This window comes from Variovorax sp. GW821-FHT09D04 (assembly GCF_059416405.1).
In genome coordinates, this window is sequence record NZ_JBWKPA010000003.1 from 163,686 (window position 1) to 188,669 (window position 24,984).

At 67.7% G+C, this 24,984-nt stretch carries 23 protein-coding genes; 10 read left to right on the forward strand and 13 right to left on the reverse strand.

Features of this window, described 5'->3' with window-relative positions:
- Positions 1-3 precede the first annotated feature (3 nt).
- The 7 genes from AC07O4_RS11115 to aspT (AC07O4_RS11145) form a co-directional block, all read right to left on the reverse strand.
- A complete protein-coding gene (locus AC07O4_RS11115; protein ID WP_447743327.1) occupies positions 4-696 on the reverse strand; it encodes a prepilin peptidase in 693 nt (230 codons plus the stop codon).
- A gap of 9 nt (positions 697-705) precedes the next feature.
- Complete coding sequence (locus tag AC07O4_RS11120; protein WP_492741631.1) at positions 706-1,392, reverse strand: site-2 protease family protein; 687 nt, start codon at positions 1,390-1,392, stop codon at positions 706-708.
- Positions 1,389-3,086, reverse strand: coding sequence for a TonB family protein (locus tag AC07O4_RS11125; RefSeq protein ID WP_492741629.1), 1,698 nt, complete (start codon positions 3,084-3,086; stop codon positions 1,389-1,391). Before AC07O4_RS11125 ends, AC07O4_RS11120 begins: the two co-directional genes overlap by 4 nt.
- Before the next feature lie 18 nt (positions 3,087-3,104).
- Positions 3,105-4,811 (reverse strand): Hsp70 family protein, encoded by a 1,707-nt coding sequence (locus AC07O4_RS11130; protein ID WP_492741628.1) that lies wholly within the window; start codon positions 4,809-4,811, stop codon positions 3,105-3,107.
- Between the two features lie 87 nt (positions 4,812-4,898).
- Positions 4,899-6,572, reverse strand: a complete 1,674-nt coding sequence (locus AC07O4_RS11135) for a bifunctional aspartate transaminase/aspartate 4-decarboxylase (protein WP_495304545.1) — start codon at positions 6,570-6,572, stop codon at positions 4,899-4,901.
- 55 nt (positions 6,573-6,627) lie between these two features.
- Entirely contained in the window at positions 6,628-8,316 is a 1,689-nt protein-coding gene (gene aspT, locus AC07O4_RS11140; protein WP_062475727.1) for an aspartate-alanine antiporter, read from the reverse strand.
- A gap of 73 nt (positions 8,317-8,389) precedes the next feature.
- Complete coding sequence (gene aspT / locus AC07O4_RS11145; RefSeq protein ID WP_495304546.1) at positions 8,390-10,078, reverse strand: aspartate-alanine antiporter; 1,689 nt, start codon at positions 10,076-10,078, stop codon at positions 8,390-8,392.
- A gap of 467 nt (positions 10,079-10,545) precedes the next feature.
- Between aspT (AC07O4_RS11145) and AC07O4_RS11150 the strand changes: the two genes are divergently transcribed.
- From AC07O4_RS11150 to AC07O4_RS11165, 4 genes are read left to right on the forward strand one after another with little or no spacing between them, the layout of a single operon-like run.
- A complete protein-coding gene (locus AC07O4_RS11150) occupies positions 10,546-11,559 on the forward strand; it encodes a sugar ABC transporter substrate-binding protein (RefSeq protein ID WP_495304547.1) in 1,014 nt (337 codons plus the stop codon).
- Positions 11,560-11,588: 29 nt separating this feature from the next.
- Positions 11,589-12,548, forward strand: a complete 960-nt coding sequence (locus tag AC07O4_RS11155) for an ABC transporter permease (RefSeq protein ID WP_062475719.1) — start codon at positions 11,589-11,591, stop codon at positions 12,546-12,548.
- Positions 12,548-13,345, forward strand: coding sequence for an ATP-binding cassette domain-containing protein (locus AC07O4_RS11160; RefSeq protein ID WP_492741623.1), 798 nt, complete (start codon positions 12,548-12,550; stop codon positions 13,343-13,345). The genes AC07O4_RS11155 and AC07O4_RS11160 overlap by 1 nt, the downstream gene beginning before the upstream one ends.
- A complete protein-coding gene (locus tag AC07O4_RS11165; RefSeq protein ID WP_492741622.1) occupies positions 13,338-14,561 on the forward strand; it encodes an ROK family transcriptional regulator in 1,224 nt (407 codons plus the stop codon). Before AC07O4_RS11160 ends, AC07O4_RS11165 begins: the two co-directional genes overlap by 8 nt.
- Positions 14,562-14,574: 13 nt before the next feature.
- Here AC07O4_RS11165 and AC07O4_RS11170 read toward each other — a convergent pair whose 3' ends face one another.
- A complete protein-coding gene (locus tag AC07O4_RS11170) occupies positions 14,575-14,928 on the reverse strand; it encodes a hypothetical protein (RefSeq protein WP_495304548.1) in 354 nt (117 codons plus the stop codon).
- Positions 14,929-14,990: 62 nt separating this feature from the next.
- Entirely contained in the window at positions 14,991-15,248 is a 258-nt protein-coding gene (locus tag AC07O4_RS11175; RefSeq protein ID WP_492741620.1) for a hypothetical protein, read from the reverse strand.
- A gap of 199 nt (positions 15,249-15,447) precedes the next feature.
- Between AC07O4_RS11175 and AC07O4_RS11180 the strand changes: the two genes are divergently transcribed.
- The 6 genes from AC07O4_RS11180 (at position 15,448) to AC07O4_RS11205 (ending at position 22,380) form a co-directional block, all read left to right on the forward strand.
- On the forward strand, positions 15,448-16,089 hold the full coding sequence (locus AC07O4_RS11180; RefSeq protein WP_307694066.1) for a hypothetical protein: 642 nt from the start codon (positions 15,448-15,450) through the stop codon (positions 16,087-16,089).
- Positions 16,090-16,235: 146 nt separating this feature from the next.
- Positions 16,236-17,360: a 3-deoxy-7-phosphoheptulonate synthase gene (locus AC07O4_RS11185; protein ID WP_139703841.1), complete on the forward strand. Its 1,125-nt coding sequence runs from the start codon at positions 16,236-16,238 to the stop codon at positions 17,358-17,360.
- A gap of 400 nt (positions 17,361-17,760) precedes the next feature.
- Positions 17,761-18,285, forward strand: coding sequence for a Csu type fimbrial protein (locus AC07O4_RS11190; protein WP_492741619.1), 525 nt, complete (start codon positions 17,761-17,763; stop codon positions 18,283-18,285).
- Positions 18,286-18,318: 33 nt separating this feature from the next.
- On the forward strand, positions 18,319-19,068 hold the full coding sequence (locus tag AC07O4_RS11195) for a fimbrial biogenesis chaperone (RefSeq protein WP_492741618.1): 750 nt from the start codon (positions 18,319-18,321) through the stop codon (positions 19,066-19,068).
- A 25-nt stretch (positions 19,069-19,093) separates the two neighbouring features.
- On the forward strand, positions 19,094-21,418 hold the full coding sequence (locus AC07O4_RS11200; RefSeq protein WP_492741617.1) for a fimbria/pilus outer membrane usher protein: 2,325 nt from the start codon (positions 19,094-19,096) through the stop codon (positions 21,416-21,418).
- Positions 21,406-22,380: a Csu type fimbrial protein gene (locus AC07O4_RS11205; RefSeq protein ID WP_095744839.1), complete on the forward strand. Its 975-nt coding sequence runs from the start codon at positions 21,406-21,408 to the stop codon at positions 22,378-22,380. The genes AC07O4_RS11200 and AC07O4_RS11205 overlap by 13 nt, the downstream gene beginning before the upstream one ends.
- A 30-nt stretch (positions 22,381-22,410) precedes the next feature.
- On the opposite strand, the gene map is transcribed toward AC07O4_RS11205, so the two are convergent.
- From map to AC07O4_RS11225, 4 genes are all read right to left on the reverse strand, one after another.
- Positions 22,411-23,202: a type I methionyl aminopeptidase gene (map, locus tag AC07O4_RS11210; protein ID WP_495304549.1), complete on the reverse strand. Its 792-nt coding sequence runs from the start codon at positions 23,200-23,202 to the stop codon at positions 22,411-22,413.
- Positions 23,202-23,462 (reverse strand): ParD-like family protein, encoded by a 261-nt coding sequence (locus AC07O4_RS11215; RefSeq protein ID WP_062482851.1) that lies wholly within the window; start codon positions 23,460-23,462, stop codon positions 23,202-23,204. The genes map and AC07O4_RS11215 overlap by 1 nt, the downstream gene beginning before the upstream one ends.
- A 66-nt stretch (positions 23,463-23,528) precedes the next feature.
- Positions 23,529-23,933: a DUF6194 family protein gene (locus AC07O4_RS11220; RefSeq protein WP_495304550.1), complete on the reverse strand. Its 405-nt coding sequence runs from the start codon at positions 23,931-23,933 to the stop codon at positions 23,529-23,531.
- 16 nt (positions 23,934-23,949) lie between these two features.
- Positions 23,950-24,969 carry a Bug family tripartite tricarboxylate transporter substrate binding protein gene (locus tag AC07O4_RS11225; protein WP_495304551.1) on the reverse strand — a complete coding sequence of 340 codons (1,020 nt, stop codon included), beginning with the start codon at positions 24,967-24,969 and terminating at the stop codon, positions 23,950-23,952.
- Positions 24,970-24,984: the final 15 nt, after the last annotated feature.

Genomic DNA, 24,984 nt, shown 5'->3' on the forward strand with positions numbered 1-24,984 from the left:
CCGTCAGAAGATTCGGTACCCCAGCATTGCCACCATTGCCGCCGCCATGTGTGCCGGCCCGGATGGCACGGCTCTCTTGTGATGCGCGTCTCGCAGTGCGAACACGATCGCCGTCAGCAACGAAGCCACCACGAACGCGACGTACACCGTCGGCAGCGCGGCCCATCCGAACCAGGCGCCGGTGACGGCGAAGGCCTTGAGGTCGCCGTGACCCACGATGTCCCGACCTGTATTCGAGCGCACTGCCGTCGTCACCAGCCACGGCGCCAGGTACCCCGACACCGCCCCGAGCACGTTGTCGGACGCCGGTCCTGTGGATGCACGGTAGAGCAGCCCCAGCCATAGCAGGGCGAGCAAGATCCGGTCTGGAAGCAACTCGTGACGGACGTTGATCGCCGTCAGCAGGATCCATCCGAGCAGCAGCACGCACAGCATCGCTGTGTCCAACGATGCGCCGCGCACGAATGCGAGGCCGAGACAGAGCAAGGCGGCACCGATGACGATGGCGAACTTGCTCGCCTTGGAGATGTCGAGTTCGGAGGTGTCGCGCAGGAAGGGCTGATAGTTCTGGTATTCGCTGGCCCACACCCTGTGCATGTCGAGTGGAATACGCCGTATCCATGGCAGCAGGGCAAAGGCGGCGAAGGCGCCGCCGCCGAGGGCATAGGCCACAAGGACCTCGATGTTCGATTGCATGGGCGTCATTTACTTCCCGTTGAGCATGTGAAGGTCGATGGCACCTGACTGGGTCAGGTAGACCAGTAGGGCGCACAGCCATGAAAGCAGCAACCCGAGGTAGGCGACCACGCAGAGCGAAGTCATTCGCGATGGCCAGAGTCCGAAGAGCCGGGTACGCAAGAAGGCTGTCCGGATCAGGAAGCCGCCGTTGGTTGCCGGTGAGGGAAGCAGGTTCAACGCTGCGAACTTGGCGGCTGTGAAGCCGAGGAGCGAGACGAAGGGCAGCGTGGTGCCCGCAAGATGCATCTGTGCCAGCAGTTCCTGCGCCTCGCCAAGTGGGGACAGTGCGCCGCCGACGATCTGCGCGAAGCCATTGACGAAGGCGCGCAGACCGTCCATGCGCAGCGTCGCCGCGGCCACCAGCACCAGCGCGATGCAGCCTGAGGCGCCGACCGCAAGCCGTGCCGTCAGTGGCTGGGCATCGAAAGCGTCGTGCATGTCATCGGGATCGAGGTACTCCGCCTCGGAGTCCTTGAACCTCACGGAGCCGCCGAAGAGAAACGGCCTGAGCGTGACTCGGCCGAACCGCGCGAGCACAGGCCCGAAACCGATCGACACCTCCCGCACCCGGATCTTCAGTTGGTCGGCAAGGAATGCCGCCGATGACACGTGAAGAACGACGCAGGTCACGACAGCGAAAAGCAAGTCGATCATGGATTCTTGGGGCGCAGAGCCAGCACCATCTGGGCGGGTATCGCGCCCTGATCGGGCAGTGGCATGTACTCGGTCTTGCGGATCGCGCGCAACGCCGCGTTGTCCCATTCGGGAACGCCGCTGGATTTCAACAGGGTTGCGTTCAGGATCTTTCCGCTCGGCGCCAGGTCCAGGGTGAACTCCACCGTTGGATTGCCCCGTACGTCGGCCGCAAAAATGATGTTGGGCCTGACCGCTGCTGCCACCATCTGGCCCCAGTCCTTTCGCGTGGCGGGTTGTGCGCCGTCGGTCAGTACGAAATTGATGGGCGCCAGGTACCAGGTGGATCCCGTCTTGTCGACTTTGTCCTTGGGGATGATGAGCCGGGCGGCCTTGACGGCATCGAGGGCTGCGGCGTCGAGCCGCTCGTAGCCCGAGCTCTGTGCCACGCGGATACCCCGGACGATGCCTTCGCTGTCGGGCAGCACTTTCACGAGGACCTTGCCTTGTTCGCCAAATCGCTTCGACAACGGAGGATAGACGGGACGGGGCGCCACGCTGTATTCGGCCTTGGGCGCATCGGACTGGGCGACGCTGGCGCGGGGCGCCCCAGGGGGCGCCGTGAAGGTGGGTGGGGTAGGCGAGGTCGGGATGACTGTCGCTGGCGAGGCTGCGCGCTGGGGTGGCGTCTGGGATGCGTGCGAGGAGAGCGGCCCTGCAACCGGCATCTTTTCGCCCTGCCACTTGAGAGCCGACTGCAACACCACGAACAGCATCGAGCCGACACAGAAGATCGCAAACCATGCCACCAGTTGCGATGGCTTCAGCGGTGTGTGCGGTGCATCGGTCGCAGGCGATGTGCGACGAGGGCTCGGTCCGAAGGCCGAGCTTGCCGTATTGGCGTCGACCTTCTGCCAGGCTGCGATGTTCTCGGTCTTGGATGTCAGCCGTACCCAATTGGGAAAGAGCCCCGCCGCATGCAAGACGTGATCGAGGCCGAGCGTCACCGCTTCTTCGCCAGGGTTCGACCGTTTACGCAGCAGGTCGAGGTACTTCAGTTGCAGTTCGCGGTGCGCGGTGGGCAGGTCTGCGTGGGCGTGCTGCTCCACGATGGCGGCATCCACCACCTGGCCAGCCTTGCCCAGTCGTTGCAGTCGGGCGGAATCCTTGCGCCACTCGAAGGCTTCGGCGGCCGCCTCGAACAAGTGCTCGTGCCCCGCCTGCCAGCCGCTGGCCAGGATATGCGCCACGTTGGCCTCAAACAGGAAGCGGGCGTCCATGTCGAGCAGGCGGTCATCTTCCAGCGAGGTATTCAGCAGCGTTGCCGCGTCGTCGATCGAGCGGGGCGGGTGCTCGGCAAGTCGCTCGGCAAACGCTGCGACCACCGCGTGTGCGCTCTCGTGGGGTGAGGCGGTCTGGGGGACAGCGGAGGGCGACCCTGCCAGCGTTGTATCGAGCGGGGCGGGCTGCACATTCTGCGCAGTGGATTCGACAGGCGCCGGTGGGGGCTCCTGCGTGGCAGGTGCATCGGCCTGAGGCTTGTGGCGCACCCAGCTCAAGGCCGCTTCATAGGTCTCACGCAAGCGCTGAAAGGCGTCTGCCTCGGCCTCTTGGTCGATCTTTTTCAGTTCGGCTGCGTAGGCGCGCCGGATCGCGCGCTCATCGGCGTCTGGCCGCAGGCCCAGTGCGAGCAGAAAGCCCGGTACTTCGCTCATGAGTGCCGTCGCTTTCGGTCAGTCCGCCAGATGGCTGTCGCGCTCGATGTGGTCCAGCTGCTCCTGAAACTGGCGATGCGCCGGTGCGATGAGCCGCTTGTCCTGTGTAGCCAGCACACGTTCGAATTCCGTGATGCAGGCGCCCAGCCATTCACGCACATCGCCGCGCAGCTGCTGGTAGACCCGTTCGCCGCGTGCGAGCAGCGTGCGGTTCTCGATGCGGTCACGTGGATGGATCTTGAGTTCGCTCAGTGCCTGCAGTCGCTCCTTGATCTCCGTGTCAGTGAGCAGCCCCGGATTACCCTCGATCAGGAGTCCGAAGGTCTGCTGGGTTTTCTGCACCGTCGCTTCGACTTGCAGCAGACCGTTGACGTCGTAGGTGAAGCGGACCTCGACCACCGATTCCTGAATGGGGCCGGGTGGCAGCGGTACCTCGAGATTGCCCAGGTGCACGTTGTCTCGCACCATGCGTGACTCTCCCTGGTACACCTGCAGTTCGATGGCGGTCTGCGCGTCGGAGCCGGGAATGTATGTCTTCGAGCGGCTGACCGGCACCGTGCTGTTGCGCTCGATGATGGGGTCGAAATGCCCGTGCGACGAGGTGTTGGCGCCCAGTCGATGGCTCACCGCGACGCCGAGCGAGTAGGGCGCGACGTCGGTCATCACCACTTCCTTCAGCGCCGCATCCTTGGCCTTGAGGCCGGCCTGCACGGCGGCACCCAGTGCGACGACTTCATCGGGGTTGAAGTCGATGGAGGGGAAGCGTCCGAACATCGTGGTTGCCAGCCGCCGCACGACGGGCATGCGCGTGGCACCGCCCGCGAGAACGACTGCATCCAGTTCCGCTGCTCGCAGGTTGGCGTCGCGCAGCGCGCGTTCGACCGGCGCGCGCAGCCGCTTGAGCAGTGGTGCGCAGGCTTGTTCGAGCAGGGCTTCGTCGAGCGCGAGCCGATGCTGCACGGCCTCGTGCGCGACGACGATCTCGGCGCGCGGGTGCAGGCTCAGCGCCTGCTTCGCGGCTTCGGTTTGCGCGGCCAGTCGTTGCATGAACTGGGCGTTGCTGCGCAGGCTCGCCGGCAGAGCGTTGCGTTCGAAGAAGAGGGTGATCAGCGATTCGACGAAGTCTTCGCCGCCCAGGAAGTTGTCGCCCGCCGACGCACGCACCTCCATCACACCCTCGAACATTTCGAGGATCGATACGTCGAAAGTGCCGCCGCCGAGATCGAACACCAGAAAGCGCGTTTCGGCGCCCATGTCGTGCATGCCGTAGGCGAGTGCCGCGGCAGTGGGCTCGTTCAGTAGCCGGTCGACCTTCAGGCCGGCGAGTTCGCCCGCCGCACGGGTGGCTTTGCGTTGCGCATCCGAAAAGTACGCGGGCACGGTGATGACGGCTTCATGAACTGGTTCGCCCAACATGGCCTCGGCATCGGCCTTGAGTGAACGCAGCACCAGTGCCGAAAGCTCCTCGGGCCTGAAGCTGCGCTTGCCCAGGCGCACCGTCTTGTTGCTGCCCATGTAGCGCTTGAAGACGGCGGCGGTGCGGTCCGGATGTGTCTGAAGCCGTTCCCTGGCGGCCTTGCCGACGAGCACGGTGTCGTCCTCGTCGAGGCTGACGCATGACGGCGTCAGGTATTCGCCCAGTCCGTTGGGAATCAGAACGGACTTCCCTTCCCGCCACACCGCCACCAGGCTGTTGGTCGTGCCCAGGTCAATGCCTACGATCATTTCTCGCCCCTTTGCGATCCCTCTTTTATGCCTTTGATCGTATGTCAAAGGCATACATTTCGGGGCCGCGCAAGGGGCGGAACGAGGCTACTTTTTGCCGCGTTTTGCGGGTTTAACGACAGTGGTCTTGCCTACGCCGCCCTTGGCCGCCTTTCCCGCGTTGTCCACCTTGCCGCCCCCCACCTCCTTCTCGAACATCGCAAAGTACTCCGAAGCCATCTTGCGCAGCGAGCGCCCGATGTTCGCGTAGTCGTATTCGTTGAGGTTGGCCAGCGACACGCGCCCCGAGGGGTGCTTGCCGCCGAAGCCGCGACCGGGCAGCAGCACGATGCTGGTTTCGGCGGCGATGCGGAACAGCGCCTCGTTGGGCTGCAGCTTCGTGAGAATCCACTTGCCGAAGCGCTCGCCGTGCATCTGCGTGGCGATGTCCTGCAGGTCGAGCAGGTGGTAGTAGCTCACCGAGTTCGGGTCGGGCTGCAGCGGCAGGCCCAGCTCGCGGTACAGCGCTTCCTTGCGGCGCGAGACGATGTGCTTCATCGACTTCTTGTAGGTCTCGCCTTCGTCCATGAGGCAGAACAGCGAGAACATCACCATCTGCGCCTGCACGGGCGTGGAGAGACCGGCCGTGTGGTTCAGCGCCACGGTGCGGCTGTCGGCCACGAGGCGGTCGATGAACTTCAGCTTGCGCGGCTCGGTGGTGATGGAGCTGTAGCGTGCGTCGAGTTCCCGGCGCTTGGCCTCGGGCAGGGCGGCGATCTTGCGGTCGAGGATGTTGTCCTCGTGCGTGGCGACCACGCCCATGCGCCAGCCGGTGGCGCCGAAGTACTTCGAGAACGAATACACCAGGATGGTGTTCTGCGGACAGATCGCGAACAGCGACAGGAAGTTGTCGGCGAAGGTGCCGTACACGTCGTCCGTGAGGATGATGAGGTCGGGTCGCTGCTTCACGATGTCGGCGATGTAGCCCAGCACCTCGTCGCTGATCTTCACCGAGGGCGGGTTGCTCGGGTTGCACAGGAAGAAGGCCTTGACCTTCGGGTCGAGCAGCTTCTGCAGCTCCTTCTTGGTGAACTGCCAGTTGTTCTCCGGCGGCGCGTCGATCAGCGCCTCGATGAGCTGGTAGTCGTTCAGGTGCGGGATCTCGATGTAGGGCGTGAAGATCGGCATGCCCAGCGCGATGGTGTCGCCGGGCGACAGCAGGTGGTTCTCGCGCAGGCTGTTGAACAGGTAGGTCATGGCGGCGGTGCCGCCTTCCACCGCGTACATGTCGAACTTGCCCACGAAGGGGTGGGTGCCGATCATTTCCTTGTGGATGTACTGGCCCACGACGATCTCGGTCAGGCGCAGCATGCGGTCGGGCACCGGGTAGTTGCAGCCCAGGATGGCCTCGCACATCTCGTAGATGAAGTCGCCGGCCGACAGGCCCAACTGGTCGCGCACGTAGGACACGGCGGCCTCGATGAAGCGCACGCCGGGCTCGCCCTCGTGCGACTTGGCAAAGAGCTCGAAGCGCGCCTCGATGCCCTCGCGCTGCGGAAAGCCGCCCACGTCCGCCATGTAGATGTACGAGCGCTCGGCCTCGGTCATGGCGAACAGGCCGAACTGGAAGAAGCCGTGGCGCGGGGTGGTGGCCAGGAAGTTCGGGTTGCCGCGGCCGGCGTTGAGCATGAGGCGGTCACTCTGTCGTGCGACCTGGATCAGCGCATCCTTCAGTTCGAACGGGCTCAGGCCGCCCAGCTTTTTCACGTCGCCGAAATCCATGGAGTACTCCTTGGTTGATAAAAAGAAAGAAGAAAGAAGAGGGACGGCGCGGTGCTCAGACCAGCGCCACGATCAGCGGGCCCAGCAGCGTGAGGAACACATTGGCCAGCGCATAGGTGATGGCAAAGGGCACGGTGGGAATGGCGTTCTCGGCCTTGCCCAGCACTTCGCCGAAGGCCGGGTTGGCGCTGCGCGAGCCGCTCAGCGCACCCGCGAAGACGGCCGTGTTGTCGTAGCGCAGCACGTAGCGCCCGAACAGCATCGTGAGGATCATCGGCACGAGCGTGACGACCACGCCGACGCCGAAGATGGTCAGGCCCAGTTCCTTGATGGTCTGCACGGCCTGCAGGCCCGACGTCAGGCCGACCACGACCACGAAGCCCGCCAGGCCCAGGTCTTTCAGCAGCTGCACCGCGCTGGGCGGCAGCGCGCCGAAGGTCTGCTTCTTCGCGCGGTACCAGCCGAACAGCAGGCCCGACAGCAGGGCGCCGCCGCCGGCGCCGAGCGTCAGCGGAATGGCGCCGATCTTCACGCTCAGCAGGCCGACCAAGAGGCCCACCACCAGGCCCGCGCCCAGGTACACGAAGTCGGTCTTGGCACTGGGCACGATCACGTCGCCGACGAGGGACGCGACGCGCTTCACGTCCTGCTCGGCGCCGAAGATCGACACCAGGTCGCCCACCTGCACGACGGTGTCGGGCTTCATCGGCAGCACCTGGCCCATGCGACTGAGCTGCACCACGAAGATGCCGTGGCGCACGCCGCCGGCGGTGGCCTGGCGGATCTGGTCGACGGTCTTGCCGCCGAAGTCCTTGTTGGTGAGCACGATCTCGCGCTTGTTCAGCGTCAGCTCCATGCCGTCGACCGCGTCGACCTCCTTGCCCAGCAGCGGCGCGCTCGCCACCACGGCATCGCGCCGGCCGACGGTGAGCACGTAGTCGCCCTGGCGCAGCACGAGCGTGGGGCTGACCTCGACGAACTTGCCGTCGCGCTTCACGCGCTCGATGGTGATGGTGGTGGCCGGGTTGGCGTTCTCGATGTCGGCCACCGTGCGCTGCGGGTCGCTCGTGAGCTGGTAGATGCGCCCGACCAGCGAGGGCGCGGCTTCTTCCTGGTCGGGGCCGAGCACCTTCACGCCGGCCTGCATCGCGGTCTCGGCTGCGATCGCGTCGTCGCGGATGCTGCGGCCCATGAGCTTGGGCAGGATGTTGACGCACACGATGATCGCGCCGAACGAGCCGAACACGTAGGTCACGGCGTAGCCGATGGCCACGTTGCCCTGCAGCCGCGCCGTCTCGGCCGCGGCAAGGCCGAGCTTGCCGATGGCGTCGCCCGCGGTGCCGATGATGGCGCTCTGCGTGAGGCCGCCGGCCGCCACGCCCGCCGCCAGGCCCTTGTCGAGCCCGAACAATTTGGCCATGACCACCACGGTCGCCAGGCCGGTGGCCGCCATCACGGCGGCCAGGATGATCTCCTTGATCGACTGCTTGCCCAGCGAGCTGAAGAACTGCGGCCCGCTCTCGAAGCCCACGGCGTAGATGAACAGCGCGAACAGCACGGCCTTCACGCCGCCGTCGATCTGCACGCCGACCTGGCTCACGATCACCGCCACCAGCAGCGAGCCGGCGACGCCGCCGAGCTGGAACTTGCCGAACTTGATCTTGCCGATCCAGTAGCCGACAGCCAGTGAGAGAAACAGCGCCATTTCGGGCGACTTCTTGAAGAGTTCATGCAGCCATTCCATAGAGGAAGTCCTTTCAGGGCATCAATGAGAAGAAGAGAGAAGAGAAGGGCGTGGAGCGTCTCGGGTCGTTGTCTTATTTCGCGTGCTGCACCAGGCCGGCCAGGGCCACGATCAGCGGGCCCATCAGCGGCAGCACGACGTTCGAGATGGCGTAGGTGATCGTGTAGCCCAGCAGTGGCGTGGCGTTGCCCGCGGCGTTCTGCACCGCGCTGAGCGCGGGCGTGCTGCACTGCTGGCCGGCGATGGCGCCCAGCAGCACCGGCGCCTCGAGCTTGAGCAGGCGGTGGCCGACGAACAGCGAGATGCTGGCCGGCACCACCGCGACGGCGATGCCCACCAGCGGCAGCGCAACGCCGAACTTCTGGACCAGCGCCAGCGCCTGCGGCCCCGAGGCCAGGCCCACGCAGGCGATGAAGGTGGCCAGGCCCAGGTCCTTCATGAGCGCCAGCGCGTCGGCCGGCACGCTCAGGCGATGCGGGTGCTTGGACTGGTACCAGCCGAAGGCCAGCCCCGTGAGCAGCGCACCGCCGCCGGTGCCGAGCGAAAACGGAATGCCGCCGAGCTTCGCGCTGAAGCTGCCGATGAACACGCCCAGCAAAATGCCCGCGGCGGCGAAGCTGATGTTGCTGCGCGTGGAGGCGATCACGCGGTCGCCGACCTGCGCGATGGCGCTCGCCACCTCGGGCGCGGGGCCGTAGAGCTGGAGCACGTCGCCGCGCTGCAGCACCAGCTCGTTCACGAGCGGCATGGCGTGGCCGTCGCGCGCCACACCGATCACCTGCACGGCGGACGGCAACTCGTTTTCCAGCATGCGCAGCCCGCGGCCGAACCATTCGCGACGGTTGGCGACGACCTCGGTGGTCTCGACCACGGTGTCGAAGGCGGTGGTGTCGGCGAACTCGCGGCCCAGCAGCTCGCCCACGTTGACGAGCGCGCTGCGCCGGCCGATGGCCAGCACCTGGTCGCCCACGCGCAGGTGCAGCCCGGGCTCGACCGCGAGGCTCTGGCCGTCGCGCACCACGCGCTCGATGCTGGCCTGCCGCCCGAGGATCGACGTCAGCTCGCCGACCGAGCGGCCGCGGCCCACGGTGACGCGGAACACGCGCCCGACCATTTCGGGCGTGGCGCTGGCGGCCTCCGGATCGTCGGCGCCGCCGCCCATGGTCTTCCAGAGCTTGTCGGCTTCGGCGCGCAGGTTCACGCGCAGCAGCAGCGGAAACACCTGGCTCGTGACCACCACGATGGCGATGAGCCCGAACACGTAGGTGATGGAGTAGGCCGTGACCACGTTGGCCTGCAGCTGCGCGATCTCGGCGGCGGGGAGCGACAGCTTCGAGATCGCGTCGGTCGCCGTGCCCACCACCGCCGATTCGGTGGCCGCGCCCGCCATCAGCCCGGCGGCCGTGCCGCGGTCGAGCGACAGCAGCACGGTGGCGCCGAGCACCAGCGCGAGCACCGCCACCACCTCGACCAGGCACAGCAGGCCCAGCCGCAGGCCCTTGGCGTCGAGGTTGGCAAAGAACTGCGGGCCGCCTGCGTAGCCGAGCGCAAAGATGAAGAGCATGAAGAACACGTTCTTCACGCTGTCGTCGAGCCGGATGCCCAGTTGGCCGACCACCAGCGCGGCAATCAGCGTGCCGCAGATGCCGCCGAGCTGGATCGGGCCGAAACGGATCTGGCCCACCGCGTAGCCAATGCACAGCACCAGAAACAATGCGATCTCCGGACTGTTTCTGAGTATTTCCACAAGGTGGCCGAACATGTGCCGCGATCCCTCCGGGTTATTTGTTCATTCGAGCGGGTCGGCGGATCGCAACGAAAAAAGGAGCACTGCATCCATTGGCATCAACGGCTTGCGAGTGGTGGGACTCCAGCGAAAACTTTATTTTTCGTTTTGCGAATTGCCGATTCTTTGCATCTTCGATGACGATAAATCAACATCCATGACAATTGTCAAAATCAGAAAAGAATTGAGCGGGCGGCAATAGAAACGAGGCCGTTTGAATTACAAATTACGCGCTGCACGGAATCCTCCGTCGCAGTCAGCTCTGACCGCACGAACCTGTCCGGCCTCGGGTTTTCGATAACTCAAGTTGCTTGATTTAGTCGGTCGACTGCTCGATAGTCCCCCTCGTCCGAATGCCTTTCCGCTCGTTGGCGGATCGCCATCCGGTTCCATAGCAAGCACGGCAGGCGCTGTGCGCCCGCCCCCCTGAAGGAGACAACCTCATGTTCATCAGCCCGCGCTTCGTTCCCGCCCTGGCCGTCCTGGCCCTGGCCGCATCGACCACTTCCACGGCCCTGGCCGCCGACCCGCCCGTCATCGGCCTGGTCACCAAGACCGAGACCAACCCCTTCTTCGTGAAGATGAAAGAGGGCGCGCAGGAGGAGGCCAAGAAGCTCGGCGCCAAGCTGCTGTCGGGGGCTGGAAAGGCCGACGGCGACAACGCGGGCCAGATCACGGCGATGGAAAACATGATCGCCGCCGGCGCCAAGACCATCCTCATCACGCCCAGCGACGCCAAGGCCATCGTGCCGGCGATCAAGAAGGCGCGCGACAAGGGCGTGCAGGTGATCGCACTCGACAGCCCGGCCGATCCGCCGGACGCCACCGACGCGCTCTTCGCCACCAACAACTACACGGCTGGCGTGCTCATCGGCGAATACGCCAAGGCCGCGATGGCCGGCAAGACGCCCAAGATCGTCGCGCTCGACCTGCTGCCGGGCCATCCGGTGGGTGCGCAGCGTCACAACGGCTTCATGAAGGGCTTCGGCCTGCCGGCCAACGACGCCAAGTCGAACGAACTGTCGAAGTCGCCCGAGATCGTCTGCATGGCCGACAGCTTCGGCGACCAGGCCAAGGCGCAGACCGTGATGGAGAACTGCCTGCAGAAGGCGCCCGACGTGAACCTGGTCTACACCATCAACGAGCCCGCTGCGGCCGGTGCCTACAACGCGCTCAAGCGCGCGGGCAAGGAGAAGGGCGTGATGATCGTCTCGGTCGACGGCGGCTGCCAGGGCATCAAGGACACGGCTGCCGGCATCATCGCCGCGACCTCGCAGCAGTACCCGCTGAAGATGGCCGCCATGGGCGTGGCCGCGGGCGTCGAATTCGCCAAGACCGGCAAGAAGGCCTCGGGCTACGTCGACACCGGCGTGACGCTCATCGCCGGCAAGAGCGTGGTCGGCGTCGACAGCAAGGACACCAAGACCGGCACCGAGCTGTGCTGGGGCAAAAAGTAAACGGCCCCGGTCTATAGGGAGGCACATCGATGGCGAAATCTCCGACGCACCACATCCCGTGGGGCGCCCTCGGGCCGTGGCTGGCCCTGCTCGGCGCCTGCATCTTCTTCGCGACGCAGTCCGAGCGTTTTCTCACGGGCGGCAACCTGTCGCTGATCCTGCAGCAGGTGATGGTGGTGGGCGTGATCGCCATCGGCCAGACGCTGATCATCCTCACGGCCGGCATCGACCTGTCGTGCGGCATGGTGATGGCGCTGGGCGGGATCATCATGACGAAGTTCGCCACCGAGCTCGGCATGCCGGTGCCGGTGGCCATCCTGTGCGGCATCGGCGTGACGACGCTGTTCGGCCTGCTCAACGGCCTCTTGGTCACGCGCATCAAGCTGCCGCCGTTCATCGTGACGCTGGGCACGCTGAACATCGCGTTCGCGATCACGCAGCTGTATTCGTCGTCGCAAACGATCACCGACCTGCCCGCCGGCCTCACGGGCCTGGGCACCACCTTCACCATCGGCAGCGCCGAGGTGGCGTGGGGCTCGGTGCTCATGCTGGCGCTCTATGCGCTCGCGTGGTTCGTGCTGCGCGAGACGGCGGCCGGCCGGCATGTCTACGCGATCGGCAACAACGCGGAGGCCACGCGGCTGGTGGGCATTCCCACGCAGCGCGTGCTGCTCGCGGTGTACGTGGCGGCGGGCGTGTTCTACGGCATCGCCTCGCTGCTGTCGGTGGCGCGCACTGGCGTGGGCGACCCGAACGCGGGCCAGACCGAAAACCTCGATGCCATCACGGCCGTGGTGCTCGGCGGCACCAGCCTCTTCGGCGGGCGCGGCATCGTGCTGGGTTCGCTCATCGGCGTGCTGATCGTGGGCGTGTTCCGCAACGGACTCACGCTGATGGGCGTGTCGTCGATCTACCAGGTGCTGGTGACGGGCGTGCTCGTGATCCTGGCGGTGGCGGCCGATCAACTCTCGCGCAAGGGAGCCCGCTGATGAACACCGTGGCCAACCCCAAGATCGTGATGCAGGCCAAGGGCCTGGTGAAGCGCTACGGCCAGGTCACCGCGCTCGACGGCGTCGACTTCGAGCTGCGCGAAGGCGAGATCCTCGCGGTGATCGGCGACAACGGCGCGGGCAAGTCGTCGCTCATCAAGGCGCTGTCGGGCGCCATCGTGCCCGACGAAGGCCAGATCCTGCTCGATGGCGTGCCGGTGCATTTCCGCAACCCGCTGGACGCGCGGCGCGCCGGCATCGAGACGGTCTACCAGGACCTCGCCGTCGCACCCGCGATGACCATCTACGAGAACCTCTTTCTCGGCCGCGAACTGCGCCGCCCCGGCTTTCTGGGCAATGTGCTGCGCATGCTCGACAAGAAAAAGATGCTGCTCGAAAGCACGGCGCGCATGGCCGACCTGAAGGTCGGCATCCAGTCGATGACGCAGGCCGTCGAAACGCTCTCGGGCGGCCAGCGCCAGTGCGTGGCGGTGGCGCGCAGCGCGGCCTTCGCGCGGCACGTGGTCATCATGGACGAGCCCACCGCCGCGCTCGGCGTGAAGGAGGGCAACATGGTGCTCGAGCTGATCCGCCGCGTGCGCGAGCGCGGCCTGCCCGTGGTGCTCATCAGCCACAACATGCCGCACGTGTTCGAGGTGGCCGACCGCATCCACGTGGCGCGCCTGGGCAGGCGCGCGGCCGTGCTCAATCCGAAGAAGATCAGCATGAGCGACACCGTGGCCGTGATGACCGGCGCCATGACCGCCGACCAGTTGCCCGCGGAGGCGCATGCTTGATACCGATGCCCTCGAGCGCCCGTCGGCCCTGCTGCGTCCGCGCGGCTCCAACCAGGTGGGCATGCGCCAGTTCAACGAGCGCGTGGTGCTGCAGGCGCTGCGCGTGCACACCAGCCTGCCCAAGGCCGACCTGGCGCGGCTCACGGGCCTGAGCGCGCAGACCATCGGCCTCATCACCGCGCGGCTCGAGGACGACGGCCTCATCGTCAAGCAAAGTCGCGTGCGCGGGCGCATCGGCCAGCCCTCGGTGCCGCTGGCGCTCAACCCCGACGGCGCCTTTGCCATCGGCGTCAAGCTCGGGCGGCGCGGCGCAGAGTGGCTGCTGATCGACTTCGCGGCGCGCGTGCGCGAGCACCACGCGATCCGCTACGAATTCCCGGACGCCGAGGCGCTGCTGCCCGTGATCGCCGAGCACATCCACCGCCTGCGCGACGGGCTCGGGCCGCTGGCCGCGCGCAACGTGGGCGCGGGGCTGGCGGCGCCGTTCCAGCTCGGCGGCTGGCACCGCACGCTGGGGCTGTCGAAGGCGCAGTCGGACGAATGGAACCAGATGGACCTGCTGGCCGAGGTGCGCGCGCGCACCGACGTGCCCGTGGGCTTCGCGCGCGACACCGTGGCGGCCTGTGTGGCCGAGCTGGTGACGGGGCGCGGGCACGACCTCAAGAGCTTTCTCTACATCTTCGTCGACACCTTCGTGGGCGGCGGGCTGGTCATCAACTCGCACCTGCACACCGGTGCGCACGGCAATGCGGGCGCGCTCGCGTCGATCCCGATGCGCACCGAGAAGCCCTCCGAAGGCCTGTCGACGCAGGTGGTGGCCGAGGCGTCGCTGTGGGAGCTCGAGCAACGCTTGCGCACCGAAGGCCTCGATGCCACGGCGGCCTACGACGACCGCGCGCTCGAAGTGCCGTTCGCCGCAGCCACGCAGGCCTGGCTCGGCAGCGCGTCACGCGCGCTGGCGCATGCCATCGTCAGCAGCACCGCGGTGCTCGACCTGGCCGACGTGGTGATGGACGGCTCGATGTCGCGCGCGCTGCTCGACGCATTGCTGGTGCAGACCCGCACGGCGCTCACGCAGTGCAACTGGGAAGGCCTGTGGGCGCCGCAACTGCATGGGGGCAGGGCGGGGGCGCAGGCGTGTGCGCTGGGCGGCGCGATGCTGCCGCTGCACGCCAACTTCGCACCGGACCACGATGTGTTCTTGAAGGCGGGGTGAGCCGCTCAAGAGCTCAGGAACTCGCCGAGGCGTGCAGGTCGCGCGGCAATCGCAGCGTGCTCGCGCGTGCGCCTGCGGGGCACGGCCCGTCGGAGTAGGTCGCATCGCCCTCGGGCATGACGCACTTGTGCACCTCGACGACGGCAGGCACGGACTTGGCTGCGGGGGCGATCACTGGGGGCTCGAAGTGCGTGTTCGTCAGCGTGGCAGGTTCCTTGGATGCGCGGGTCACCGCATCCGGGAACGTTTCGCGGGCGGCCGATCTGTCGGGCTCGGCCTCGACCGGAACGACTGCCGTGGTCAGGAGCGCAGCACGCGCCGCGCTCTCGTGCACCAGGTCTTTCAAGGTCACATAGAAGAGCGACATCGCCACCAGCGCCACGCCCAGGCACGGGGCCCAATACCGTCGGGGGTCGCCGGCCCGTGAGTTCAACGCCGCGGCCATGCCAGGCCCCCGTTCTGCAACACGCCGGCCAGCTTCGCGATGCCGCCGGTGCCGCTCGCCGCCCGGCCGATCAGCGCGCCGCCGGCGGCGCCCGCGACGACTCGCATCAGGAACGACCGGCTGCGGCCCGCGGCCAGCAACAGCAGCACGCCGGCGCCGAGCACGACGAAGTGTTCGCCGGGGTAGTCGGCGCGCGCCGCATCCACCTGCTTGATCTTGTCGATCGTCTGTTTCAGGTCCATGGCTGAAGCTCCTTGTCGTGTTCAGCCGTTCTTACCGGTGAGCGCCGGGCTCCGCTGTAGGCCGGCGCCATGCGCGGTGACGGAATCCGCCGCGAAAACGCCGTAGAGAAAGCCGCATCGCACGGGAGACAGGGCGCTCTCGATAATGCAACCCGCTTGTAGAGAACCCCACAGAAGCAGAGAACTAGAGAACCGCGAAATGAGTGCAGCAGATTTTCTTTTCGCCCCCGAGGTGCAAAAGCTCTTGATGGTCGCCTACGCGGCGCCCCAACAACCCTTGTCTTCCAGCGAGCTGGCCCATCGCTCGAAGCTCGACACGGCCGACGTGGAACGCACCTTGGCGCATCTCGTCGGCAGCGGCATCCTGAAGAAGCAAAAGCCGAAGGCCGAGGAGGCCGAGACCTTCTCGATCGACCGCGCGTTCATCTTCCACGACGAACTGCGCAACATCGCGCTCAAGTCGTTCGCCGCGGCCGAGCCGGTTCGCGCGATGCTGCGCGGCAAGTTCAAGGCCTCGGTCGTGCGCGCCTTCGTGCTCGCGGAGGACGAAGACGGCACCCTGGAGCTGCTCGTCGTGCACGGCCAGTCGATGCCCGACGAAGCCACCCTGGCGGCCGCCTGCCGGAAGCTCTCGAAGAACATCCACCGTCACCTGAAGGTGCACGTCATCTCGAACGCGAAGTTCAACGGCCTCACGCCGCGCGATGCACTCATGCCGAAACCCGCGGCGCTCGAGATCATCAAGCTCGGGGATACGAAGGCGCCGCTGCCCGCCGAGAAGGTCGGCCTCTTGCAGAGTGCGAGGAAGAAGTTGGCGACGCTGTCGCGTTCGTCGGCGTGATCGCCTGGCTGTGGTCCCGTGAGGCCAGCTGCCGATGCAGGCCGCGACGGACCCCGACGTGTTCCTGAAGGCGGCCTGAGCCGGGGAGGAGGGCGTGCTGGGGGACAATCGAAGCAACCCCCTCGACATCACAGCATTCCACGACCATGTCTCGCCTCGACGACCCCCGCCACGACGCCGAAGTCGGCTCCCGCGACAGCACCCTCGACACCACCCGCATCGACGACGTGCGCATCGGCGCCGTGCGTCCCCTCATGACCCCCGCGCTGCTGCAGGAGCGCGTGCCCGTGCGCGACAACACGCTCGCTCTGGTCGAAGGCAGCCGCGCGGCCATCGCCGACGTGCTGCACGGCCGCGACGACCGGCTGGTCGTGGTGGTCGGCCCGTGTTCCATCCACGACCACGACCAGGCCATCGAGTACGCGCAGCGCCTCAAGAAGGTGGCCGATTCGCTGCAGGACGACCTGCTCATCGTCATGCGCGCCTACTTCGAGAAGCCGCGCACCACCGTCGGCTGGAAGGGCTACATCAACGACCCGCACCTGGACGGCAGCTTCGCCATCAACGAAGGCCTGGAGCGCGCGCGGCGCCTGCTGCTGGAGCTGACCACGCTGGGCCTGCCGACCGGTACCGAGTTCCTCGACCTCTTGAGCCCGCAGTTCATTGCCGACCTGATCGCCTGGGGCGCCATCGGCGCGCGCACCACCGAAAGCCAGAGCCACCGCCAACTGGCCTCGGGACTGAGCTGCCCGGTCGGTTTCAAGAACGGCACCGACGGCAGCGTGAAGGTGGCGGCCGACGCCATCCTCGCGGCCCGCGCGCCGCATGCCTTCATGGGCATGACCAAGATGGGCATGGCCGCGATCTTCGAGACGCGCGGCAACGACGACTGCCACGTGATCCTGCGCGGCGGCAAGGCGCCCAACTATTCGGCGGCGGATGTCGCTTCGAGCTGCGAGGCGCTGCTGGCCAACGGCCTGCGCCCGCAGGTGATGATCGACGTCTCGCACGGCAACAGCAGCAAGCAGCACCAGCGCCAGATCGTGGTGGCCGAGGACGTGGCCGCGCAGATCGCAGGCGGCGAGCGACGCATCACCGGGATCATGATCGAGAGCCACCTCGAGGAAGGCCGGCAGGACCTGAAGCCCGGCGTGCCGCTGAAGCACGGCGTGTCGATCACCGATGCCTGCATCGGCTTTGCGCAGACGGTGCCGGTGCTCGAGGGGCTGGCGTCGGCGGTGAAGGCGCGGCGGCGGTTGGCCAAGGCCTGAGGCTGACGCGGGGGCAGGGCGACTCCCTGCCGTCTGCGCCCGGGCGGGTCCGGGCAACGCTTTGAGCCGGCCCGCATCGACTTCCTGAGGCTGCCCAGCCTCGGGCGCCACCAAGCCCTGCGCTTGTTGCGACCACTTCCCCACCCGCTATCGACTGCACCAAGGCCTCCACTTCGCGGAGGCGGGGGCGCTTTGACTGTGGTGGAAATGTAAACAATGCAAACAGTTTTCCAATTGTTACGAGAACTAGATCACGAAACTTGAGCCGAGGCGCCGTGAATCCGAGGGCAAACGGGCCGGTTGTGGGGCATCCTTGCGCCACTTTGTAGTCAAAACGTATGCAAAATGATTACAAAATACCGACCTGTCAGGTCTTATTGATTACATTTGGAGTGCTTTCATGCTCAAGCTCGCAGTCGCCGCGGCGGCCACCGCCACCCTCGTTTTCGCATCCGGTTCGGCCCTGGCTGACACCGCCGGTGCCAGCTTCCAGGTCAAGATGACCATCGTGCGCAGCTGCGCGGTGACGGCCGGCGGCGCCTCCGACATCAGCCTGGGCACCTCCGTGCAGCCCACCGCCACCAACCAGACGGGCAACAACACCATCTCGGTCACCTGCTCCAAGACCACGCCCTACACCGTCGGCCTGCTGCCTTCGTCCACCAACGGCGGCACCACCGACGGCACGGGTGCCATGTCGTCCGTCGCCAACTCGGCCACCAACACCGACAAGGTGCCCTACGCGCTGTACTCCAACGCGGGCAACAGCACCGTGTGGGGCAACACCACCGGCACCGGCGCCAATGTCGTCGGCGGCACGGGCACCGGTGCGGCGATCACGCACACGGTCTACGCCAAGAACACCAACGCCAACTTCACCCCGGACAGCTACGCCGACACCGTCACGGTGACGGTCACGTACTGAGCCAGAGCTGAATCACCGAGCCAGAGCTGAATCGTGAGACGTGCACTTGCCATCCTCGGACTGTGGGGCGCATGCCTGCTTGGCGGCGGTGCGGTCCAGGCGGCCGGCCTGCAGGTCTCGCCCGTCACCCTGACGCTGGCGCCGACGCGGCAAGGCGACGGGCTCTGGCTGAGCAACACGGGAGCCGCGCCGCTGGACGCGCAGATCCGCGTCTTCCGCTGGACGCAGGTGGACGGGCAGGACCGCATGGAGCCGGCGGACGGACTGGTCGTCAGCCCGCCCATGCTGCAGCTGCCCACCGGCGGACGGCAACTGGTGCGCGTGATCCGCAACGGCCCGCCGCCCGCGGGCCCGGCGGAAGAAGCCTACCGCGTGCTGGTGGATGAACTGCCCGTGCCCCAGGCGGCGGGCACCGCGGCGGACGGCAAGAAGAGCAACCTGAACTTCGTGATGCGGCACTCGCTGCCCATCTTCGTGTCCCCGGCGGGCGCGGAGCCGGCCCCCGCGCAGTTGCGCTGGAGCCTGCGGCGCGAGGACGGCAAGGCCGTGCTGGAAGTCAGCAACAGCGGCGGGGTGCATGCCCAGCTGGCGGACCTCGTGTTCACCGGCGCGGACGGCCGCGCCGTCGCCGCCTACACCGGCTTGCTGGGTTACGTGCTGCCCGGCGCCACCATGCGCTGGCCGCTGAAGACGTCGCCCGCCGCCCTGGCCGGCGCGGGTCGCTGGCAGGTCATGATCGATGGCAGAACGACGGACGCCAACCTCGCGCCGCTGGCGCGCTGAGCGGGCCGGGTTCGCTGCGAGGGCCTTGCTGGCTCCGTTTGCGCTGGCCCTGACCACGCTCCCCGCCCACGCAGCGCCCGCCGCGCAGTCCGTGCCGGGGGCCATGACGCTGTACCTGGAGGTCAGCCTCAACGGCATGGCGCGCGGGCTGCACCCGTTTCGCCTGCAGGCCGGGGCCTTGTCGGCCTCCCGCGCGGTGCTGCGCGAACTGAGTTTCTCCCTGCCCGACAACGGCGCCGAATGGCTGCCCCTGCGCGACCTGCCCGGGCTCGTGGCCGACTACGACGCCGCGCGCCAGCAACTGAGCCTGACCGCGCCGCTGGCGATGCTGCAACTGCCCACGGCCACGGTGGGGCAGGCGGCAGTCACCGCGCAGCCCCTGAGCACGTCCACCGGCCTGCTGCTGAACTACGACCTCTACGGCACCCAGGGCAGGGGTGGCAGTGCCAGCCTGAGCGCCTTCGGCGAGCTGCGCGCCTTTCGTGGCGCCAGCGTGCTCAGCACCACCTGGCTGATGCAGCGCACGCACGACACCCAGGGCTGGAAGGACCAGTCCGTGCGCATGGACAGCATCTGGAGCATGGCCTTCCCCGACAGGATGCTCACCCTGCGCGTGGGCGACACGCTCACCGGCGCCGTGCCCTGGTCGCGCGCCACGCGCATCGGCGGCATCCAGCTGTCGCGCGACTTCGGCCTGCAGCCCTACCGGCAGACCGCGCCGCTGCCCAGCTTCATCGGCTCGGCCACGATGCCTTCGGACGTGGAACTGTTCATCGACGGCATCCGCCAGTACAGCGGCCAGGTGCCGGCGGGGCCTTTCCAGCTCAACGCGCTGCCGCGCATCAACAGCACCGGCACGGCGCAGGTGGTGGTGACCGACGCGCTGGGTCGCGCCGCCACGCTGAGCTTCTCGCTCTTCGACAGCAGCCGCCTGCTGGCGCCCGGGCTGAGCGACTGGACGGTGGACCTGGGCGTGGTGCGCCGCAACTACGGCCTGCGCTCCTTCGACTACGGCAAGCAGCCGGTGCTGACCGGCACCTGGCGCCGGGGCCTCAGCGACAGCTTCACGGTGGAAGCGCATGGCGAAGTGACGCGCGGCCTGGCGCTGGCCGGCGCCGGCGGCGTGTGGCAACTGGGCGCGGCGGGCACGTTGTCGGCGGCGCTGGCGGGCAGCCGGCACGACGCCGACGCCCCCGGCGGCAGCCGCAGCGGCACGCAGACCAGCCTGGGCTACCTGTGGCGGCAGGAGCGCCTGTCGGTGGGCCTGAACGGCAGCCGCACGCAGGGCGACTACCGCGACGTGGCCACGGCCTACGGCTCGGCACCGGCCAAGGGCAGCGCCAGCGCGAGCGTGGGCTACGACATGGGCGGCCTGGGCAACGTCAGCGTGAGCTACCTCTACCTGCGCCCGGTGGGGCAGACCGCGTCGCGCTACGCCAGCGTGAACTGGTTCCGTTCGATCGGGCGCACGACCTCGGTCTCGGTGGGCATGAACCAGAACCTGGACAAGCGCAGCGACCGCGGCATCTTCGTCGGCCTGAGCTGGTCGTGGGACGCGCAGACCAGCGTGAGCGCTGGCGTGCAGCGCAGCGGCGACCAGGGCACCGTGGGCACCGTCAGCGCGCAGCACTCCCCCCTCGGCGACGGCGGCTGGGGCTGGCGCGCCACCGCGCGCACGGGCGGCGGCACGACCGGCGGGCAGGCTGAAATCAACTACCTGGGCCCCTACGGTCGCGTGCAGGCCGGCGTGAGCGAGATGGGCGGCGGCCGCGCCAGCCGCTACGCCTATGCGGGCGCCAGCGGTGCGCTGGTGCTGATGGGCGGCGGGGTGCTGGCCGCGCGGCGCATCGACGACGCCTTTGCCGTGGTGGACACCGACGGCGTGGCCGGCGTGCCCGTGAAGCTCGAGAATCGACCGGTGGGGCAGACCAACTCGCGCGGGCTGCTGCTGGTCGTGCCGGTGAACGCCTACCAGAACAACAAGCTGGCGATCGACCCGATGGACCTGCCCGCCGACGTGCGCATCGAACGTGCCGAGAGCCTCATCACCCCGGCCGGCCGGTCGGGCGCGCGGGCGCATTTCGGCATCACGCCCGTGCGGGCCGCCCACGTGGCGCTGGCAGATGCGCAGGGCCAGCCCTTGCCGCTGGGCAGCCGCGTGCAGGTGAACGGGCAGGAGGGCGGTGGCGCGGTGGTGGGCTACGACGGCTGGGTGTACCTGGACACGCTCGCCGTGCGCAACACGCTCGCCGTGCGCACGCCCGACGGCGCGGTGTGCCGGGCACAGTTCGACTGGCGGCGTCCCGAGAGCGGTGGTTTGCAGAAAGAGCGGTTGACATGTGGACGTTGAGATTCGTGAAACTGGCGCTGGCCTTCTCATGCCTGCTGGGCATGGGCGCGGCGCATGCCGACCCGAGCTGCTGGGTCGCCAGCCAGCCCAGCTTCGCCTTCGGCACCGTGACGGCGTCGGCGGCGACGGACACCACCGCCACGGTCGGCTTCGCCTGCCAGAACGACACCGGCCAGACCATGTTCTTGAGCTACTGCGTGTACGTCTCCCAGGGCAACGAGATCGCCGGCTACGCCCCGCGCTACATGACCAACTGGAACGGTTCGCAGATGGCCTACAACATCTATGCCGACGCGGCCCGCAGCGGCATCGTCGGCCCGCCGCCGGGCGGTGGCACCTACGCCAGCGCGGGTGGCACCTTCGTGCTGCCGGCCAGCGGCGGCAATGTCGCGTTGAACATCCCGCTGTATGGCCGCGTGCCGTCCGGGCAATCGCTGGCGGCGGGCAGCTACCAGGCCAACATCTACAACTCCGAGGTCGTCTGGGGCATGAAGAGCGGCAACGCGCCCGACAGCTGCACCGCGAGTTCGGCCAAGTACGTCGGCAGGACGAACTTCTACACGCAGGTCACGGCGCTCTATTCCAACGCCTGCACTGTCAGCGTGGCGGCCACCGACCTGGACTTCGGCAGTGCCAGCTCGCTGAGCGCCGCGGTCAACGGCACGGCCGCCATCACGATGGCCTGTCCGCCCAGCACCGCCTGGAAGGTGGGACTGAGCAATGGCGTGAACGTGGCGGGGACCCAGCGGCGCATGGCGGGCGGCACCGGTGACTACATCCAGTACGAGCTGTACCGCGATGCCGCGCGTTCGCTGCGCTGGGGCAACACCGTCGGCACGGACACGGTCGACGGCAGCGGCAACCCCGGCAGCAGCATTCCGGTCTATGGGCGGGTGCCGGCCCAGACCAATGTGACGCCGGGCAGCTACAGCGACACGATCACGGTCACCGTGACCTACTGAATCGCCATCGCCCCAGGGCCGGGCCGCGCATCAGATCGGCGCGTAGGTCCCCGTGCCGTCCGGCCAGGCCGTCAGCACCTCGTACCCGTCGGCCGTCACCGCCACCATGTGCTCCCACTGGGCGGACAGCGAGCGGTCCTTGGTCACGACGGTCCAGCCGTCGGCCAGCTGCTTCGTTTCGGCGCGGCCCGCATTGAGCATCGGCTCGATGGTGAAGACCATGCCCGGCTCGAGCACGAGGCCCGCTCCGCGCCGCCCGAAGTGCAGCACCTGGGGTTCGTCGTGGTAGATGCGGCCGATGCCGTGCCCGCAGTATTCGCGCACCACGCTGAAGTGCTCGCGCTGGGCGATCGACTGGATGGCGTGGCCCACGTCGCCCAGCGTCGCGCCGGGCTTCACCTGTCGGATGCCGGCGCACAGCGCTTCGTAGGTCGTCTCCACCAGCCGGCGCGCCAGCACGCTCGGCGCACCGACGAAGAACATGCGGCTGGTGTCGCCGAACCAGCCGTCCTTGTTGACGGCGACGTCGATGTTGACGATGTCGCCCGCCTTCAAAATCTTGTCGGCCGAGGGGATGCCGTGGCACACGACCTGGTTCACCGAGGTGAGGATGGTCTTCGGATAGCCCAGGTAGCCCACGTTGGCGGGAATGGCGCCCTGCACCTTCACGATGTGTTCGTGGCAGAGGCGGTCGAGCGCTTCGGTGCTCACGCCGGGCACGACGTGGGGCTCGATCATGGCCAGGACCTCGGCGGCCAGCTGTGCGGCGCGCCGCGCCATCACCAGCTCTTCGGCGGACTTGAGTGGAACGTCGTGTGCCATCAGTGCTGCTTGCCGTTCGCGGGGGCGCGGGGCTTGCCGGGTGGCGCCGCAGTGACTGTCGCGGCAATGTCCAGCCCGCCCGAGAGCTCGGCCTGGATCAGCAACTGGCAGACCTCCCGGTAGTCCAGGTCGGGATGCATCTCGGTCAGCATGCCGACCCGCATCCAGTGCTCTGCCTGCGCATTGATCGACCGGCTGAGGGCGTTGCCCGCCACGCGCAGGTTCTCGTGCATCAGGTCTGAAATCTTGACGATGCCCATGGGCCACCTCTGTATGAAACGTATATGGATTGTATGCGTTTCATGTGGTCGGGTGTTGGGGCCGGTCTACGCGCTCTTGTCCCGCGCGATCAGCAGGTTGCGCGCTTCCACCAAGAGCGGCTTCACGGTCTCGAAGGTCGCGGCGCTCGGGTTGATCACGCTCACCCAGTGCATCTTGGCGTACACCGGGTGCGGCATCAGCCGGTCGATCGCGGTGTAGTCGACGTCAATTGGCGGCTGCTCGCCGAACAGCGCGCGAAAGCTTTCCTTGCCCACGCCGACGTTCAGGCGGAACAAGCCGGGGCGGTTCAGTTTCGAGGCGCTGTCGAAGTCGTTGTCCTTCGTCACGATCGTGGCAAAGGGGAACTTGTTGTCCGCGCCATGGAAGAAGAAGGTGTTGTCGTCGGCCACTTCGAAATGGCCGCCGCCGAGCATGTCGATGAGGTGTTGGGTGATGTCGTCTTCGGTCATGGAGGTCAGTTGAAGATCAAGGCTTCCAGCGCCGCAGGCCGAGCTCGTCGGCCAGTGCCTGGTAGGCCTTGATGCGCGCCTGCACGTAGTCGTCGAGCGCGGCGCCGGTGAGCGCGAAAGGATAAAGGCCGTGCCGTTCGCGCAGCGCCGCGTAGCCCGGCGCGGCCGTGGCCTCGGCGAAGGCGGCGGTCCAGGCGCGCACGGCGGCGTCGGGCACGTTGGCGCTCAGGTACACGCCGCGCACGGTCGGCCAGACGATGTCCGCGCCTTGCTCGCGCGCGGTGGGCACACCGGTGAGCGCGCCGCCCAGCCGCTTTTCGGACAGCACCGCGAGCAGGCGCAGCGGCGCGCCGCCGGCGATGGCCTGCAGCGCCTCGGCGGCGTCACCCGGGAACGCGTCGACGTGCTTGCCCTGCAGCGCGCCCAGCGCATCGCCGCCGCCTTCGAAGGACACGAAACGCATCGCCTTCGGTGCGCCGCCGGCCGCGCGCACCAGCAGCGCGGCCTTCACCCAGTCCTGGCTGCCGACCGTACCGCCCGCGCCGAAGACCACGCGCGACGGGTCCTGGCGCAGCGCGGCGATCAGGTCCTGCAGGCGGCGGTAGGGCGAGTCGCGGTGCACGGCGACCACGCCGTAGTCGGTGCCCAGCGTGGCGATCCAGCGCACGGCCGAGGGCGGGTGCGGCCCGAAGCGGCCCTGCGCGAGGTTGAGCAGCGAGCCGCTGGAGAACGCGACCAGCGTGCCCGGCCCGCCGAGCTGGCCGCTCGCGATGCGGTCGAAGGCCACCGCGCCGATGCCGCCCGGCAGGTAGCGCTGCGCGAGCGGCGTGCGCGCGGGGCGCACGGCCTGCAGCGCATCGCGCGCCAGCGCGCAGGTCAGCGCGAAGCCGCCGCCGGCCTTGGCGGGAATCACGCATTCCGCCGGGCCTTCGGACGCATCGCCCGCGGCCGCCGTCGCCTGCAGCGCGACAGGCGCGAGCCACGCGGACAGCGCGCGCAGCGCATGGCGACGGGTGACGGCGAAAGAGCGTGGCATCGAAAAGGAAGGAGG